Origin of the sequence: Wolbachia endosymbiont of Cantharis cryptica, assembly GCF_964277405.1 — a bacterium.
Classification (GTDB): domain Bacteria; phylum Pseudomonadota; class Alphaproteobacteria; order Rickettsiales; family Anaplasmataceae; genus Wolbachia.
In genome coordinates this window covers 204,682-220,990 of record NZ_OZ195521.1, presented here as the reverse complement: position 1 = coordinate 220,990, position 16,309 = coordinate 204,682, and the positions used below count along the sequence as shown (strand labels likewise).

Here is a 16,309-nt window from a genome sequence, read left to right as displayed (position 1 = left end):
GAATTGATTATTAACTAAATAACTTTACTTATGCACAGAATACTAATTTTATTGTTGATAATATTGCCAATTAAGTTGTTTGCAGTCGAGATTGAAATTATTGCAGATGTAAATGGTGAGCCAATTTCAAATTTAGATATTGAAAAACGCATTAACTTGATAAATTCATTGTTTGGCACCCAAAGTGGAAAGGAACTAAAGCTTCAAATTCTTAGTCAGCTAATAGACGAAATTATCATTATCAATGAAGCGCATAGATTAAATATAAAATTGAGTGATGAAGAGTTAAATAACGCTGTTGTGTCATTCTTAACCCAAAGCTTTAAACTTAAGGATGATGAAGTTGATCAATACATAAAAAAACATAACATAGATCTTAACATTTTAAAAAAACAAATAAAATGTCAGCTTTTGTGGAGCAAAGTTATTGAAGCAAGAATCGTGCCATTTATCAATATAAGCGACAAGGAAGTAAATGATGTAAAAAGACAAATAGAAAAGCCGGATTATCTTATCACGTTCCAAGAGTTTATAATCCCCGATCCGGGAGACAAGGATGTTTATAGCGTCGCTGAAGATTTAGTGGAAAAATTACGCAATAGTAATAACGACTTCATTCCAGAATCTCCAATAAAGATGCGTAAATCAACAGTTAATTTAAATCAACTAAAAGACAATCTCAAGAGCGTTTTAGAAGGACTAGGAACTGGCGATATAGCAGGTCCAGTCAGTTCCAGCGAAGGTTACTCTATTGTAAAAGTAATAGATAAAGTACAACTTGATCATGCACTGCTAGAAAGCACTTTAAAATTAAAGCAGATTGTGGTTAAAGGCTCAGAAAGTTTATTAGACAATCTCAAAGAGCAAAAAGTTAATTGCTTAAATTTTGATAAATTAGCAGCTAATCTTAAGCTGCCACACGCAAAAGAATTTGAAATAAAAATGCGGGATTTAAATCCTGATTTACAGGTTTTATTCAGCAAAACAGGTGTGAATGAAATAGTAGAATCCAGAGAAAATAGCACTGCAAGGTTAATGATGTTGTGCGATATCAAGAGTAATGCAGCAGATACAGAACCAATTAAACAGCAGATATATCAACAAAAGATTATGATACAAAGCAACTTGTTATTGGATGATATGCGTAAACATGCAGCTATCAGTTATCGGTATAGTTAAAAATAATAGTATAAAAATAGGAGAATGGTATTTATTGGTTGATATATTTATTTTTACTAGCTGCTGTAATAATTTAATGAGAGTCCCATTTCACGGTGCTTAAATCCACTCCTTCTTGTACCATTTCCCAAAGTGGACTCATCTCCCTTAGTCGGCCAATATTTTTTACAACAAGTTCTGCTGCATATAAAACTTCTTCTTTAGTTGTAAATCGGCCAAGGCCAAATCTAATTGATGAATGCTCAAGGTCATGGCCGTTGTTTAGCGACCGTATGACATAGGAAGGCTCAAGAGATGCAGATGTGCATGCAGAACCAGAACTTACTGCTAAATCCTTGATTGCCATGATGAGAGATTCACCCTCAACATAGGGAAAACTTAAGTTTAGATTGCCAGGAATTCTATTTTCATAATCACCATTTAAAACGACATCAGGAAATGCTTCTTTTATTTTCTTATATAAAATATCCCTCAACTCTTCCATTCTAGTTGCTTCTTTTTTCATTTCCTCTTTAGCAATACGTGCTGCCTCGCCAAAACCAACTGCAAGAGGAGTTGGAACTGTGCCAGAACGCATACCCCTTTCCTGTCCACCACCACTAATCAATGGCGTTAGCCTAACACGAGGACTCTTCCTACGAACGTATAATGCACCTATTCCCATAGGTCCATAAATTTTGTGGCTGGAAAGGCTCATTAGATCAATATTCATTTCATTGACATCTATTGAAACTTTTCCAAAGCTTTGAGCTGCATCTGTATGGAAAAATATATTATGCTTTCTGCATATTTCAGCAATCTCTTTTACAGGCTGAATTACTCCGATTTCATTATTTACCATCATCACTGAAATCAGAATTGTTTTATCAGTGATTGCCTCCTTAAGCTTGGACAAGTCTATAATTCCGTTTTGCTTAACAGGCAAATATGTAACTTTAAAGCCTTCATTTTCCAGATGCCTACAAGAATCCAAAACGCACTTATGCTCTGTGCAAACAGTTATTATATGATTTCCTTTATTTTTATAAAAGTTAGCAACACCCTTGATCGCCATGTTATTTGACTCGGTTGCACCTGAGGTAAAGATAATTTCTTTGCTATCTGCGTTCACCAGATCAGCAATGTGCTTTCTTGCTTTTTCCACTGCTTCTTCAGCAGTCCAACCAAATGAATGGCTACGAGAATGTGCATTACTGAACTCACCAAAATAAGGTATCATCACCTCTAAAACGCGAGGATCTACTTTAGTAGTAGATTGATAATCAAGAAATATTGGTAATTTTACTTTAGCATTATATGTTTTCTCACTTTCCACATTCATAATTAGCATAAGGATAAGATTTACAGCTATTTAATAACACTAAAACTTAATTTTTTCAAGATATAATTCATATAACAACATTCTTTTTATAGATATTATACCAACAATCCACTATTTTCTTTATGTCTCGTGGTTTAGTTCCTGGACCTATACTGATTCTAATTGAACACTCTGCTTGCTCTTTTGCTGCCCCCATTGCAAGTAACACATGGGAAGGCTCAACTTTTCCAGAAGAGCATGCAGAACCATTGCTAACTGCAATGTTATCTAAGTCAAAATGCATGAGTTGCACATCGCTTTTTACTCTTGGCATATAAATGAGACTTGTATTTGGCAGTCTCTGAGAGTTTTTGCCAAAGATTTTTATGCCACCAACGAGATTTAATAACTCACACTCCAATTGATCATGTAATCCCTTTATTTCATCTACCTTTAATAGAAGATCTGGGATACTTTGCAATGCAGCAGAAAGACTCGCAATTGCAACAATATTTTCCGTACCACCACGAAATCCTTTTTCTTGTCCACCACCTATTATAATAGGGTCTATTACAAGGTTTTTATTGAATATTAAAACTCCACTGCCCGCTATACCGCCAAATTTATGAGCGGATAAAGTGAGTAAATCCACTCCTAAATCTTCCATATTAACTTTAATTTTCCCAACACTTTGAGCAGCGTCAGTGTGACAGATTGCCCCAAATCTGTGTGCTATTTCAGCTATTTTTTTAACAGGCTGAATAACTCCAGTTTCGTTGTTGGCCATCATAACTGAAACTATTACTTTATTTCCCCTAAGTTCGCTTAGAATCTTTTCTAGCTCTAAAAGATCAACTACACCTTCCTGATTAACGGGTATTGTGTGTGGATTACATGCAGAATTAAGAATTGAAGGATGCTCTATAGCTGAAATTACATGCAGATAGCCTACTATTCCTCTCATAGCAAGATTATTTGCTTCAGTTGCACCAGACGTAAAAACTATTTCCTTATCACTTGGAACGCCAATGACGCCACGAACGTTATCTCTTGCATCCTGAAGAATCTTTCTTGCTTCTTGTCCCTTTCTATGTAATGACGAAGGATTCAGAATTTGTTTTGATAAGATCGCAAATACACTTTTTTTTACATTTTCACTAATCGGAGCAGTTGCATTGTAATCAGCATATATATAACTGCTATCTTCTGAAGAGAATGGACTTGAAGGTTTACTTGTCACTTAATGAGTTTACCATTGACTACACACACATTAGCTTTAACACGATAAAAAGCTTGTTGCAAAAACAGTGATATTAATACATAATTAATATATGTATGAGTTACATTATTTAATACCTGTCAAGCAGGTTTTTATTAGGAGGTGCTATGGTAGAAGTTTTTTTGAATAATGCAACAAAAAAAATAGAAGGTGAGTATCACCAAAGCAGGGATGCCAATGCGCCAGTTGCGCTAATTTTACATCATCACCCTCAGTATGGTGGCAATATGGATAGTAAAATTATACATGGTATATATACATCTTTTATCGATAACAATTTTTCTGCGTTGAAAATTAACTTCCGTGGTGTGGGAAAATCTACCGGAACTTTTGATAAGGGTATAGGAGAATTAACTGACGCTGCAGTAGCTATTGATTGGCTTCAAGAACATAATCCTAGCAACGTTCCAATTTGGGTCGTAGGTTTTTCTTTTGGAGCATGGGTAGCAATGCAATTGACAATGCGCCGTCCTGAGATAGTAGGTTTTATTGCTCTTTCCCCTCAGGCAACGAAGTACGATTTCTCTTTTCTCTCTCCCTGTCCAATTCCTGGGCTTATAATACAAAGCAGTAATGATACAATCTCAGAAGAAAGCGATGTAACAGAATTAGCAAAAAGGCTGATAAACTCAGCAAAAAGTGATCACATGGAATACCACATAATAGACGATACTAACCACTTTTTAAGAGATAAAGAAGAGGAAGTGATTCAAATCATAGACGATTATATAAAACTGCGCTTGAATAGTGCAGCTATTTCTTCTCAAAAGGCAAAAAAAGAGGTAAGAATAAAAGAATATGTTTAATTAAGAAAAGGCTTTATCATGTTTAAGAAATTATTGCTATGTGTTTTAGTTACCCTTGTACTACAAGGGCAAAAGGGATGTTTAGGTAAGTCACGCAAGTTAAAAAGTCCGTGTATAAAAGGCAGTGAAAGTACTTCGTGCGAGTTATATCCTGTTAATGACCACTGGCTGGGTAAGTACAAGGTAGTAGCTCGATAGGTTCTAGTTTTACACTCGACTTCTTGCATAACAAACTTTTGGCAACGCGTTGGAAAAACGACTTGACAAACTCCGCCAGTCCTCTTATCATGGAACTGAAGCTATTTATTTATCTTCAGTCTGTGCAGATAAAACGACAAAAAAACTTAGTATATCTGGCGTGTCATATTTAATTTTTTGCACTATGTGCACCTTATGTCTTTATAAAACTTCTAGGTTTTTACCTAATATAAGCTAAAATGCGCTTAAAAGCGTTACAAGACATTAAAAAACGCCAACTTATAAAATAGGTAGTGAATAACTAGCTACTCAGGGTTTTATTTGCCTTTTTTTCTGCTTAGTAAATTTCTTAAACGTTTATCGCTAAGGTTAGTTGCAATTAAAAAACAGCTAAGTCGCACTTATTAAGCGTTTTAGAATAAAAAAACGCCGATATTTCGACACAAAAGTAAATAACTGGCCACCACGGGGCTTCTTTTGCCTTTTTAGGTTATGCAAGAAGTCTACTGTACCTATTTACAATTTCACTAGTGATTGGTCTTTTAATTGTAGAACACAGTCTGCCTTTTTTGCAAGGAGATGATTATGTGTTACTATAAGCATAGAGCTATTATTTTCCTTTACATACGAATATAACAGTAAAAACACATTCAAAGAATTTGTTGGATCCAAATTTCCTGTTGGTTCATCCGCAAGTAAAAGCTTTGGAGAATTTACAATACTTCTTGCAATTGCAACTCTTTGCCTCTCCCCACCAGAAATTTCAGATATCATACTACTTGCTTTGTTTTCCAGACCAAATTTTTCCAATATTGCTTGCGAATTTTTTATTGCTTCAGTTTTGCTTTTTTCTGCAATGAGCTGAGGAAGCATAATATTTTCCAATACCGATAACTCTTGTAACAAATAGTGAAATTGATAAACAAAGCTAAGAAAATTTCTTCTTATACAGGTTGTGTGCTTATTACTGGCTTGTGTGCAATTTACTCCATCTATCGTGACTATACCTGAAGTTGGCTTATCCAATAAGCCTGCAATTTGCAATATAGTTGTTTTTCCTGATCCCGAACTGCCAATTAATGCAACTACTTGTCCTTTTGCAACACTTAGATTGATATCTTTTATAACAGCAGAATTGCCCTCAAAGCTTTTATCTATAGAAGTTAGTTCTAGTGCTACATTACCACCCATGTTTAAAAAACCCAGTAGGCATATAACGCTCCAAATTTCTGGTAATAATTAAACTGAGAAGCTGTTGCCACACCCACACTGGGATTTAGCAAGAGCATTCTTTATTTGAAAACCAGAACCACTGAGATCCTCAGTATAATCTATAACTGAGTTATTTAAAAATTTTGCTGAACAATTATCAACCATTAATACAGGATTTCCATTTTCATCGTTGATTACTATATCCTTACCTTTTCCGCTGAAACCGGAGTGGCTTTGATGACCTTCACCATCTTCGTCATCAAACTCATCATCATCATCTTCATCTCCGCCATCAAAATCATCATCATCTTCATCGCTCAAAGATAGATTTTTATTCATCTGATCCATAAGAAAATTGTATTTGAAGCCAGAACATCCACCACCTGAAACTGCAACCCGCAAAACAGAACTCTTATCCCCTTCTTGCTCTGCGAGAGAGTGGATTTTTTGTAGTGCATTGTTAGTTAAGTTAATATTGTAATTTGTTGACATAATAACCACCATTTATTATTGATAACCTATTATAGTAGAAATTTTACATGTCAAACAATAATTTTCTATTAAGTTATGCGTGTTTTTCAAACAAAACAAAAGGGAGATACTTTAAAGAGCCAGAAGATGAAACCCGTAGCTGCTTTCAGCGTGATAGGGATCGCATTATTCACTCTAATGCGTTTAGGAAATTGGGATACAAAACACAAGTTTTTATCAATTACGAGCACGATTACTATCGCACTCGGCTTACTCATAGCCTTGAAGTTGCACAAATTGCAAGATCCATCGCACGCAGGCTCAGCTTAGATGAGGACATCACTGAATGCATAGCGCTTGCACATGATCTTGGCCATCCTCCATTTGGTCACACAGGTGAGGATGCTCTAAAGAAATCAGTTCAAGTTGATAATGAGAAGTACGAGTTTGATCATAATGTTCAGGCTATAAGGATTTTAACTTATCTTGAACAAAAACATGCTGACTTTGATGGTATGAATCTAAGTTGGGAAGTGGTTGAAGGAGTTGCAAAGCATAACGGCCCCTTGCTTGGTCAGAATGTAGTATCTCACACAAATAATCGGTTATTGCTAGAATATAATGAAAAATATGATCTAAAACTTGAGGAATTTTCAAGCATTGAAGCACAAGTTGCTTCAATTGCCGATGACATCGCTTACAGTGTTCATGATCTTGATGATGCACTCAGGGCAAATTTAGTAACTGTAGAAGATTTACTCGATGTTCCTTTAATTGGAAAAACGTTTAAAGACGTAAAAAGCGGATATTCAGAACTGCCTCAGAGCAAGCTTATACATGAGTCACTGAGTAGAACTATAGGAATTATGATAAGTGACGTTGTTTCTCAGACGAAAAAAAATATTGAAGATTACAAAATAAAAAGTGTAGAAGACGTAAGAAGTCTCAATAAAATGCTAGTTACATTTTCACCAGAAATTGCGAATGCTACAAAAGAAATGAAAAAATTCAACATGGAAAAAATATACAGAAGTTACAAGCTCAATAGAACAATGAACAAAGCAAAACGTATAGTGCAGGAGCTTTTTCAATGTTTCTATGAAAACCCAGGGTTATTGCCCACAGAGTGGAGCAAGCTTGCTTATGAATCCCAGCGTTCAGTAATAATATGTGACTATATCTCGGGTATGACAGATAGATTTGCTATACACGAGCACAGAAGAATTTTTGATACTTCATACGAAATGACTTCTTTCTAATGACTGATAACCATTTCATGTCAATTGCATTAAAGCTTGCAGAAAAAACTCTTGGAAGTGTTTCACCAAACCCTGCTGTTGGGTGTGTCATTGTAAAAGATGGTGTGATGGTTGGTGAAGGCTATACAGGAATCGGTGGACGCCCACATGCAGAAGTAGTCGCTCTGCAAAGCGCTAAAGATTCAACTCAAGGTGCAACTATGTATGTCACTCTTGAGCCATGTTGCCACTTTGGAGTTACAGAACCTTGCACTGCAGAGATCATAAGAGCCGGAATAAAAAAGGTAGTAATTGCAGCAATTGACCCTGATAAAAGAGTTTCAGGTAGGGGCATTAAAGTTTTAAAAGAAGCAGGAATTGAAGTGAAACAAGGGATTATGCAAGAGGAAGCAGAAAAACTGAATATCGGCTTTTTCACCACTCAGAAATTTCATAGACCATTCATAGCCTGTAAAATCGCAACAACTCTCGATGGAAAAATCGCAACATTTACAGGCGATAGCAAATGGATAACAAGTGAAGGCACAAGAAATTGGGTACACGAGCTTAGAGCAAAATATGACGCAATTATGATTGGCAGCAACACCCTTATTAACGATGATCCACTCTTAACTTGCAGATTACCAGGGCTTGAAGATAGATCGCCAATAAGGCTGATTATTGATAGCCAAGCAAGATTAAATGAAGAGCACAATATTACAAAGACTGCAGATAAATTAACAACTTGGGTGATTACAAACAGAGAAATAGAGAAAAAAATAAAAAACATTAACTACTTAGTGATTAATTCAAACAATACTGATAAAGTCTGCCTAAAAGACATGGCATCAAAACTTGTTTCAGAAATTGGTATAACAAGGTTATTAGTTGAAGGCGGAGGAGTATTAATCACAGAGCTATTGAAGCACGATTTAATCGATAGGTTAATAATCTGCCGTAGTGGTAAAATTTTAGGTAATGACGCCACTTCTTTTGTAGGAGATTTAGGAATTCAATCTATTAACAACTGTTACCAGTTCAAAAAAGTAGAGATAATAGAGTTTAGTGAGGACATAGTTGAGGTGTGGGATAGATTATTGTAACCTTTACATATTCAAATAAAAGAAGAAAAAAAGAGGTAGAAAAGGCTCTACCTCTTGTGCTATTTAGCTAGGTTTAGCTGCGTATTTCTTATCAAGTAATTCAGTAACTGTAGTATCTTGTAAGAGAGTAGGTAAAATTCCTTTAACTTTTTCTTTCAAATCATTGTCAGAAAGTACTGCACCTGGAGTACCGTCTTTACCCTTCTCACCTTCAGGTCCTGGTTCGCCCTTAGGTCCTTGCTCACCCTTAGCATTTTCCACTGCATTCATTTGCTTATATGAAGCCCAAGCTTGTGCAGCGAAATATACAGCGACAACCAATAGAGCTGCAATTCCAGCAGGGTTAGCAAATAGCGCTAAAGACGCAGGCCCGGCAATTACATTAGCAGCAATTAATATTGCTGTTATTGCTCCCGCTAAAGATGCAATTGCAAACCCGGCTTGCATGGTTGTTTTTGTTATATGTGCAGTGTTTTCCCACTTCCATATGCTTGGTTCTTTTACTTTATCTTCTGTCATAATAACTTCTCCAATAAAACTAATTAAAGATTAAATGTATATTAATAATGCACGTTAGTCAAGTCATTTTTTATTTAATTATTTAATAAAATAAGTTTAGGCTGAAAATCTCCTTTCTAAAGTGTTACCAATCATATATATAAATATGTATGACACATGGCTGGCTTAATCTTAATAAACCAATAGGGATCAGTTCTGCGCAAGCTGTAACCCAAGTTAAAAAGATTTTTGGGATTAAAAAAGCTGGTTATTTGGGGACACTTGATCCTTTAGCTTCAGGTGTGTTGCCAATTGCTCTTGGCGAAGCGACAAAAACTATACCGTATTTATCTTGCGATTCAAAGGCATACGATTTCACAATAAAATGGGGAGAGCAAAGAACAACGGATGATTTAGATGGTGATATCATTAAAACTAGCAATATAAAACCTGAGTATAATCAGATAAGTTGTGCAGTTAAGAATTTTGTTGGTGAGATAGCACAAACTCCTCCTCAATTTTCAGCAGTAAAAATCAAGGGAGCAAGGGCATATAAATTGGCACGAAGTGGACAAAAGGTGAATATAAAGCCGCGCTTAGTGCAAATATATGAACTGAAATTGATTTCTGTGAATACTGTAAATAATAGTGCTGGATTTTCTATGCTATGCGGTAGTGGTGTATATGTAAGGTCAATTGCTCGGGATCTTGGAATTGCATTAAATTGTTTTGGACATGTTACAAAATTAAGAAGAACTATGGTGGGTGATTTTAGAGAAGGTGAATCAGTAACGATTGAACAGCTTACAAAAAAAGATGAAATTATTCCGATCATATCAGCTTTAAAATCAATATTTAAAGTTGAAGTTTCCGCAGAAGAGGCGGGGAAAATCAGAAAAGGTCAGGAAATCGTATTAAATAACTTGCATAATTTAAAGAATTATGATATTTGTTGTGCGATAGTGGGTGATGTACCTATTGCAATCTGCAGGTTTATTTATGGTTGCGTAAAGCCTATTCGTGTTTTTAATATTTGATTTGAAATGAGGTTTAGATGTCGATAACATCCGAAAAGAAAAAAGTTTTGATAAATATATATGCAATTAAAGAAGATGATACAGGTTCATCTTTTGTACAATGCGCAATTTTAACCGAGAGGATTAGTAACTTAACTGTGCACTTTAAAAAGCACAAGCATGACCATCACTCCAAGCGCGGTTTACTTATATTGATAGGTAGAAGACGCAAGCACTTAAATTATATAAAGCGTAAATTTGGTAATGAAGCCTATCAGGAATTAATAGAGAAGTTAGGCATTAGAAAATAATCGAGGAATTTAGTATGTTTAAAATTATAAAAAAATCTATAGAGTGGGGTGGTCGTACCTTATCTTTAGAAACCGGAAAAATAGCACGCCAAGCTGATAGTTCAGTAGTTGTAAATTATGGTGATACTTCTATTTTAGTCACTGTTGTGCGCAAAAAGAAGGAAGAAAACGTTGATTTCTTGCCTCTAAATGTGCAGTTTATCGCAAAAAGCTATGCTATGGGTAAGATCCCTGGTGGCTTTTTTAAAAGAGAAGGCAAACCATCTGATAGAGAAACTCTAATTTCAAGAGTAATAGATAGAAGTATAAGACCACTATTCCCAGAGGGTTTTCATGATGAAATCAGTGTAGTGTGCAATTTATTAACTTATGATACGGTCAATCCTCCTGAAGTACCAGCATTAATTGGTACTGTTGCAGCTCTTGCAACTTCTGGTGTTCCTTTTCACTTTATTATAGCTGGAATTATGGTCGGTTGTGATGAAAATAATAACTATATACTCAACCCTTCCGCTCAAGAGATGAAAGCAAGCAGCTTAGATCTGTTTTTATCTGGTGATGAAGATTCGATTTTAATGGTTGAATCAGAAGTGAAAGAGCTCTCTGAAGAAAATGTCCTTAATGCAATAAAATTTGGTCATGAGCACCTTCAACCTGTTATTAAGCTTATAAAAGAGTTTGCTGATACAGTTGGCAATAAACCTGAGAGTTTCGTTCCTGTTGATAACTCAGACATAACAAAAGAGCTTAAGAAATACAGTAAAGATTTTGAAAAAGCATATTCACACACAGTAAAACAAGACCGAGTTCAAGCTTTGGAAGCGATTAGAAATAACATAGTGAATACTATGAAAGAAGCTAGTAAGAATGAGCATCTTGTTGCACATGCAGTAAAAAACTTTGAAAGATCTTTAGTGCGTGAAAAAATTAGTAAAGATGGTGTAAGAATAGATGGTCGTAAGTATGATGAAATACGCCAGATAGAAGTTGAAGTTGATGTTTTATCCAAGGCTCATGGTTCTGCTTTATTTACTCGTGGTAACACTCAAGCATTAGTTGTTACTGCTCTTGGTACTACACAAGATGAGCAAATTGTTGATGATATTGAAGGAGATAGACGCGAGCATTTCATGTTACATTATAACTTTCCTTCATTTGCTGTTGGGGAAACTGCTGCCTTACGAGGACCAGGAAGAAGAGAAATTGGTCATGGTAAACTTGCTTGGAAAGCAATTCATCCTGTTTTGCCTGATAAGTCTGAGTTTCCTTATACAATTAGAGCAGTATCTGAAATTATGGAATCAGATGGTTCTTCTTCTATGGCAACAGTTTGTGGAACCTCCCTTGCTTTAATGGATACAGGTGTACCAATAAAGGCTCCTGTTGCTGGAATTGCTATGGGCCTAATCAAAGATAAAGACGAGTATATAATACTCTCTGATATACTTGGTGATGAGGATTACCTTGGTGATATGGACTTTAAAGTAGCAGGAACTAGTGAAGGGGTTACGGCGCTACAAATGGACATGAAAATTTCTGGTATAAACTTTGAAGTTGTTGAAAAATCTTTAGAACAGGCAAAAGCTGGAAGATTACATATTTTAGAAAAAATGAATGCAGTGATTTCAGAACACAGTGATGATGTCAAAGATCATGCACCAAGAATGTTATCATTTTACATAGATAAAGATAAGATTTCTGCAGCTATTGGTGCTAAAGGAAAAAATATACGCAGTGTGTGTGAAAGAAGTAATGCAAAAATTGAAATAGGAGATGATGGTAAAGTTTCTGTTTTTGCCACGAGTGGCACTGAAGCTGAAATTGCAAAAAATATGATGATTGATTCAATAACAGAATTAGAGCCAGGTGCCATAGTTGCTGTCAAGGTTGCAAAAATAGATAAGTCTATTGTAGAGCTTGAGCTTCTTAATGGAAGAAAAGGAAAAATGCACATAAGTGAAGTAGCTAATCAGCATATAGATTCTATTGAGAGCATACTTAAACAGGGTGATGTTTTCAAAGCATTGGTAATTGATTTTGAAAAAGGTGGATGCCCAAAATTGTCAAGGCGTCGTGTTGATCAAGAAACAGGAGAGTTTTTTGAAGGTGAGCTTTATAATGAAGAAAGGAAAGATGGTCCAAATGACCGGGATAATTATTACAATAGCTCATTTAATAGAAAACCTGGGGGAAGTCACCATAAGAGGCCTCCTCGTTCTGGTTTCAGCAACAGAAATAAGCCAAAATTTGGTAATAATGATTCATCATCAGGTTTTTATTAAGAGTAGATTTCTTGTGTTACCTACTGTCATTCAAGTAGCTAACACTGTACGAACATTGTGATTTGATAGACCGGGGGAAAGGATGTCATCCGAGTAGCCTCCTTCGCCTGTCATTCCAGTGCTCCTTTCTTTTGTCATCCCAGTGCGTGACACTGGGATCTATAGCTAACCAAGCAAGCTACGTCATACCGCCGCGGCGCTAACGCGTAGCGGGTCATACCGTCATGGTATCTCTAGATCCTGCTAACAAGCAGCGGAATGACGAATTTGTCGTTTTGGATCCGGTAGACAATGTTCGTATAGCTGCAACCCTTGAGATACTGTTTCTCATCCACTGCAGGTATTGCACGGTGCTGTCGACTTGATCATCGTGGCGAATTTCTGGGAACATCAAAATCTCATGCTCAAAATCATTGAGCCATATTGCTTGGTGCGGCAAAACAACCCTACCAGACTCTATAATTGGAGCAATCTGATGAAATCGAGTGAGCTATGTGGCATTATTTCGATAATGGGCAAATGACTGTTTGCCTTCAGCTCTTGCACCAACTGCTGACCACTTGTTTTTGCTTCGATCAAAATCGCGTGCGGTGACCATCTTGCAGCTAGGTTGCTCTTTAAGTTTCGGGTACTCAAGCTTTGCACGATATACGTCAAGTAAATAGAATTTATTTTGCCCAGGTAGTGCAGACGCTAAAGTTACTCATGTCGCTTGTTGAAACCGCAGTATCCCAACTTTGTGTTGCACATGAGAGATTATCAGGAAAATTTCTATAGCGCTTCAGCCACTCTCGTTTCACTTGAAAGCGGCAGAGGATTTTGTTGATATTGCGCAGCAAAAGCGTAACTCCCAAGTTCAACCTTCATCATCTCAACTTCTTCTTTTCCTCCATCTAGGTGATATAGCAACTGACCTTCTTTTCTTAAGTATAGTATTTTTGCAGGTAATGCTGTTTTATTGCTGGTGTACTCATTTATAGTTGACCGAGCTATTCGGGTGACAGGAACAGGAGGTGCTGGCTTTTTGATTGAATAAGTAATCTCTTTATTTTCAGCTATTATTGGTAAACAAATATGATGCCATATATTTTTTGGTTTGGAGAGAAGATGCTCAGTTAAATCTTCCTGATGTAGCCTATGCATCACAAGCTCCTTTTTTTCTATCGTTGAGCCTGGTTACTAAAGTCTGATCGAACCAGTTTGTGGCACGCTTTCTACTCAAAGCTTGAGCGGGACGATGATCACCTTCGCCTGTCTCCAACGGACGTTGCGATTCTGTATCCTCTCTGCACTGTTTGAAATTTATATTTGGTATTCTGATCTTTGGATCTCTGGAAATAGCCCTCTGTACCAACTAGACTGCATTATACACCTTGTATCGAGCGAGTGCTTTTCGCTGAGCAGCCGATTGCAACTATTATTCTTGCAGTTGCCCAGTATCCATGCGGGCCATGCAACACTAGCGCACAGGGACTTCATTGAACGCGGAGGCATATTGAATATTATGCGTCTCACTTCACCAGTACTCGCTGCTTCTAGCCTGTCTGCTATGACTTTTATGTACCGATAATTATTATACTCACATCCCGGTACCACCGTTTGAAAGCATAATTCGATGAATTCTAAAAAGTTGATTTTGCCCATATATTTAAGTGAATGTGGTTGAAGCGTATATTTTTGAAGGTAATTCACACAACAAATGGTGTCATGCTGACACTGGTTTCCATCCAAGAGGGTGTCATCCGAGTAGCCTCCTTCTCTTGTCATCCCAGTGCGTGACACTGGGATCTATAGCTAACCAAGCAAGCTACGTCATACCGCCGCGGCGCTAACGCGTAGCGGGTCATACCGTCATGGTATCTCTAGATCCTGCTAACAAGCAGCGGTTGTCGTTTAGCTATAAAATTTAAGAAAGTATTTAAGAAATTTACCAAGCAAAAAAAAGGCAAAAGAAGCCCCGTGGTGGTTGGCTATTTACCATGTACTAAAATATCGGCGTTCTTTTTATTCTAAAACGCTTGATTAAGAGCGATTTAGCCACTTTTAATTTGCAGCTAACCTACATCGCAAGTGTTTAAGAAATTTACTAAGCAGGAAAAAAGGCAAAGAAACCCCGCGGTAGCTAGCATTCAAATTCTCCCTTGTCAATTTGACGTTTTTTGATGTCTTAAACGCTTTATAAGCCCGTTTCAGCCTGTATGGGTAAAAACCCAGAAGTTTTATAAAGACATGCGGTGCACGTAGTGCGAAAAATTAAACATGAGACGCCAAATACCCTAAGTTTTTTGTCATTAACCTGCACAGATTGCGAAGATAAATAAATAGCTTCAGTACCATGATAAGAGGATTGGCGGAGTTTGTCAAGGAGTTTTTCCAACGTGCTGCCAAAAGTTTGTTATGCAAGAGGTCTAATGAAAGAGGCCGGGACCGGAATTGAACCGGTATAAAAGGATTTGCAGTCCTCCGCATAAGCCATTCTGCCACCCAGCCGTTTTTTATGTGTAGATATCCATAATATCTTTTAGCATAGATAAAGCTTCTTCTCTTTTTCGTTGAAAAGTGTTACGTCCAATGATTGAACCATTACCGCCACCTTGCTTAATTTCTCTTGCTTCATTGCATATATCATCTACTTCCTTTGACTCGCCACCAGAAAAAACTACTATTCTTTTCCCTGCAAAGCAAGATTTTTTAACATATTCGATTCTTTTGGATAATGATACAATATTTCCTGCTTCTATTTTTTCTTTTTCCAAGTGGTTAGTTGGAAGTTTTACCTTTATTATGTTAGCACCAAGCAAAGCCGCTATGTGTGCAGCATAAGCAATAACATCAACTGCTGTTTCACCTTCTTTGGAGATTCCTTCACCGCGTGGATAAGACCATAGCACTACTGCAAGCCCGTAAGATTTAGCCTCAGCTATGATTTCACGAGCTTCTTCTATCATATCAAAACACTTAGCGGAACCAGGATATATAGTAAATCCAACAGCCGTACAGCCCAAACGCAGCGCATCTTTCACAGAAGCAGTGATTGCCTGATCAGAAGTTAGACTTTTTGAATGCAAAGAGTTAGAACTATTAAGTTTCAAAATAAGTGGCAGCATTCCAGCATAAGTGGAAGCGCCAGCTTCGATCATACCAAGCGGAGCAGCGTATGCACTTACTTCTGAATCAACTGCAAGCTGAAAATGATAATGTGGATCATAAGCATCAGGGTTAACTTCAAAGCTTTTAATCGGACCATGCTCAAACCCTTGGTCTACAGGGAGAATTACTAATTTGCCAAAACCGCCAAGCTTTCCATGCATAAGAATACGAGTGAGGCTTGCTTTTACCCCAGGATTTTCACTTTCGTAGTAGCTTAGGATTTGTTTTACTTTATCGCTTATTATCACTATGACTCAAATTAAATT

13 protein-coding genes, 1 tRNA gene and 1 pseudogene are annotated in these 16,309 nt (G+C 36.8%); 7 read left to right on the top strand and 8 right to left on the bottom strand.

Annotated features, from left to right (window positions below; translation table 11 throughout):
• Positions 1-30: 30 nt before the first annotated feature.
• Positions 31-1,179, top strand: a complete 1,149-nt coding sequence (locus ACICP6_RS01040) for a SurA N-terminal domain-containing protein (RefSeq protein WP_395463269.1) — start codon at positions 31-33, stop codon at positions 1,177-1,179.
• Between the two features lie 73 nt (positions 1,180-1,252).
• On the opposite strand, the gene ACICP6_RS01035 is transcribed toward ACICP6_RS01040, so the two are convergent.
• Positions 1,253-2,500 carry an IscS subfamily cysteine desulfurase gene (locus ACICP6_RS01035; RefSeq protein ID WP_395463628.1) on the bottom strand — a complete coding sequence of 416 codons (1,248 nt, stop codon included), beginning with the start codon at positions 2,498-2,500 and terminating at the stop codon, positions 1,253-1,255.
• 67 nt (positions 2,501-2,567) lie between these two features.
• Positions 2,568-3,719 carry a cysteine desulfurase family protein gene (locus ACICP6_RS01030; protein WP_395463268.1) on the bottom strand — a complete coding sequence of 384 codons (1,152 nt, stop codon included), beginning with the start codon at positions 3,717-3,719 and terminating at the stop codon, positions 2,568-2,570.
• Between the two features lie 146 nt (positions 3,720-3,865).
• On the opposite strand from ACICP6_RS01030, the gene ACICP6_RS01025 reads away from it, so the two are divergent.
• The gene (locus ACICP6_RS01025) at positions 3,866-4,564 is read left to right on the top strand and encodes an alpha/beta hydrolase (RefSeq protein ID WP_395463267.1); all 699 of its coding nucleotides are present in this window, start codon (positions 3,866-3,868) and stop codon (positions 4,562-4,564) included.
• Between the two features lie 714 nt (positions 4,565-5,278).
• On the opposite strand, the gene ACICP6_RS01020 is transcribed toward ACICP6_RS01025, so the two are convergent.
• Together ACICP6_RS01020 and ACICP6_RS01015 are read right to left on the bottom strand one after the other, a co-directional pair.
• Positions 5,279-5,953, bottom strand: a complete 675-nt coding sequence (locus tag ACICP6_RS01020) for an ABC transporter ATP-binding protein (protein WP_395463266.1) — start codon at positions 5,951-5,953, stop codon at positions 5,279-5,281.
• 48 nt (positions 5,954-6,001) lie between these two features.
• Entirely contained in the window at positions 6,002-6,466 is a 465-nt protein-coding gene (locus tag ACICP6_RS01015) for a HesB/IscA family protein (RefSeq protein WP_395463265.1), read from the bottom strand.
• Between the two features lie 47 nt (positions 6,467-6,513).
• Here ACICP6_RS01015 and ACICP6_RS01010 point away from each other — a divergent pair, with 47 nt between their 5' ends.
• Together ACICP6_RS01010 and ribD are read left to right on the top strand one after the other, a co-directional pair.
• Entirely contained in the window at positions 6,514-7,704 is a 1,191-nt protein-coding gene (locus ACICP6_RS01010) for a deoxyguanosinetriphosphate triphosphohydrolase (protein WP_395463264.1), read from the top strand.
• Positions 7,704-8,786: a bifunctional diaminohydroxyphosphoribosylaminopyrimidine deaminase/5-amino-6-(5-phosphoribosylamino)uracil reductase RibD gene (gene ribD, locus ACICP6_RS01005; protein ID WP_395463263.1), complete on the top strand. Its 1,083-nt coding sequence runs from the start codon at positions 7,704-7,706 to the stop codon at positions 8,784-8,786. Before ACICP6_RS01010 ends, ribD begins: the two co-directional genes overlap by 1 nt.
• Before the next feature lie 63 nt (positions 8,787-8,849).
• Here ribD and ACICP6_RS01000 read toward each other — a convergent pair whose 3' ends face one another.
• Positions 8,850-9,305, bottom strand: a complete 456-nt coding sequence (locus tag ACICP6_RS01000) for a collagen-like protein (RefSeq protein WP_395463262.1) — start codon at positions 9,303-9,305, stop codon at positions 8,850-8,852.
• Between the two features lie 149 nt (positions 9,306-9,454).
• Here ACICP6_RS01000 and truB point away from each other — a divergent pair, with 149 nt between their 5' ends.
• Genes truB through pnp form a run of 3 tightly spaced genes read left to right on the top strand, consistent with a single transcriptional unit; the run spans position 9,455 to position 12,893 of the window.
• Positions 9,455-10,321, top strand: coding sequence for a tRNA pseudouridine(55) synthase TruB (gene truB / locus ACICP6_RS00995; RefSeq protein WP_395463261.1), 867 nt, complete (start codon positions 9,455-9,457; stop codon positions 10,319-10,321).
• Positions 10,322-10,338: 17 nt separating this feature from the next.
• Positions 10,339-10,611 (top strand): 30S ribosomal protein S15, encoded by a 273-nt coding sequence (gene rpsO, locus ACICP6_RS00990; protein WP_395463260.1) that lies wholly within the window; start codon positions 10,339-10,341, stop codon positions 10,609-10,611.
• Positions 10,612-10,625: 14 nt separating this feature from the next.
• Positions 10,626-12,893 (top strand): polyribonucleotide nucleotidyltransferase, encoded by a 2,268-nt coding sequence (gene pnp / locus ACICP6_RS00985; protein WP_395463259.1) that lies wholly within the window; start codon positions 10,626-10,628, stop codon positions 12,891-12,893.
• 289 nt (positions 12,894-13,182) lie between these two features.
• On the opposite strand, the pseudogene terL reads toward pnp, so the two are convergent.
• From terL to ACICP6_RS00970, 3 genes and pseudogenes are all read right to left on the bottom strand, one after another.
• Positions 13,183-14,537, bottom strand: a pseudogene (gene terL, locus ACICP6_RS00980) (phage terminase large subunit); the annotation flags it as partial.
• Positions 14,538-15,311: 774 nt separating this feature from the next.
• Positions 15,312-15,383: transfer RNA gene (locus ACICP6_RS00975), tRNA-Cys, on the bottom strand.
• 5 nt (positions 15,384-15,388) lie between these two features.
• On the bottom strand, positions 15,389-16,285 hold the full coding sequence (locus tag ACICP6_RS00970; RefSeq protein ID WP_395463627.1) for a class I fructose-bisphosphate aldolase: 897 nt from the start codon (positions 16,283-16,285) through the stop codon (positions 15,389-15,391).
• Positions 16,286-16,309: the final 24 nt, after the last annotated feature.

Coding starts and splice junctions, on each gene's coding strand:
- ACICP6_RS01040 (WP_395463269.1), top strand. CDS start 31: ATGCACAGAATACTAATTTTATTGTTGATAATATTGCCAATTAAGTTG.
- rpsO (WP_395463260.1), top strand. CDS start 10,339: ATGTCGATAACATCCGAAAAGAAAAAAGTTTTGATAAATATATATGCA.
- ribD (WP_395463263.1), top strand. CDS start 7,704: ATGACTGATAACCATTTCATGTCAATTGCATTAAAGCTTGCAGAAAAA.
- truB (WP_395463261.1), top strand. CDS start 9,455: ATGACACATGGCTGGCTTAATCTTAATAAACCAATAGGGATCAGTTCT.
- ACICP6_RS01025 (WP_395463267.1), top strand. CDS start 3,866: ATGGTAGAAGTTTTTTTGAATAATGCAACAAAAAAAATAGAAGGTGAG.
- ACICP6_RS01020 (WP_395463266.1), bottom strand. CDS start 5,953: ATGGGTGGTAATGTAGCACTAGAACTAACTTCTATAGATAAAAGCTTT.
- ACICP6_RS01015 (WP_395463265.1), bottom strand. CDS start 6,466: ATGTCAACAAATTACAATATTAACTTAACTAACAATGCACTACAAAAA.
- ACICP6_RS01010 (WP_395463264.1), top strand. CDS start 6,514: ATGTCAAACAATAATTTTCTATTAAGTTATGCGTGTTTTTCAAACAAA.
- pnp (WP_395463259.1), top strand. CDS start 10,626: ATGTTTAAAATTATAAAAAAATCTATAGAGTGGGGTGGTCGTACCTTA.
- ACICP6_RS01035 (WP_395463628.1), bottom strand. CDS start 2,500: ATGAATGTGGAAAGTGAGAAAACATATAATGCTAAAGTAAAATTACCA.
- ACICP6_RS01000 (WP_395463262.1), bottom strand. CDS start 9,305: ATGACAGAAGATAAAGTAAAAGAACCAAGCATATGGAAGTGGGAAAAC.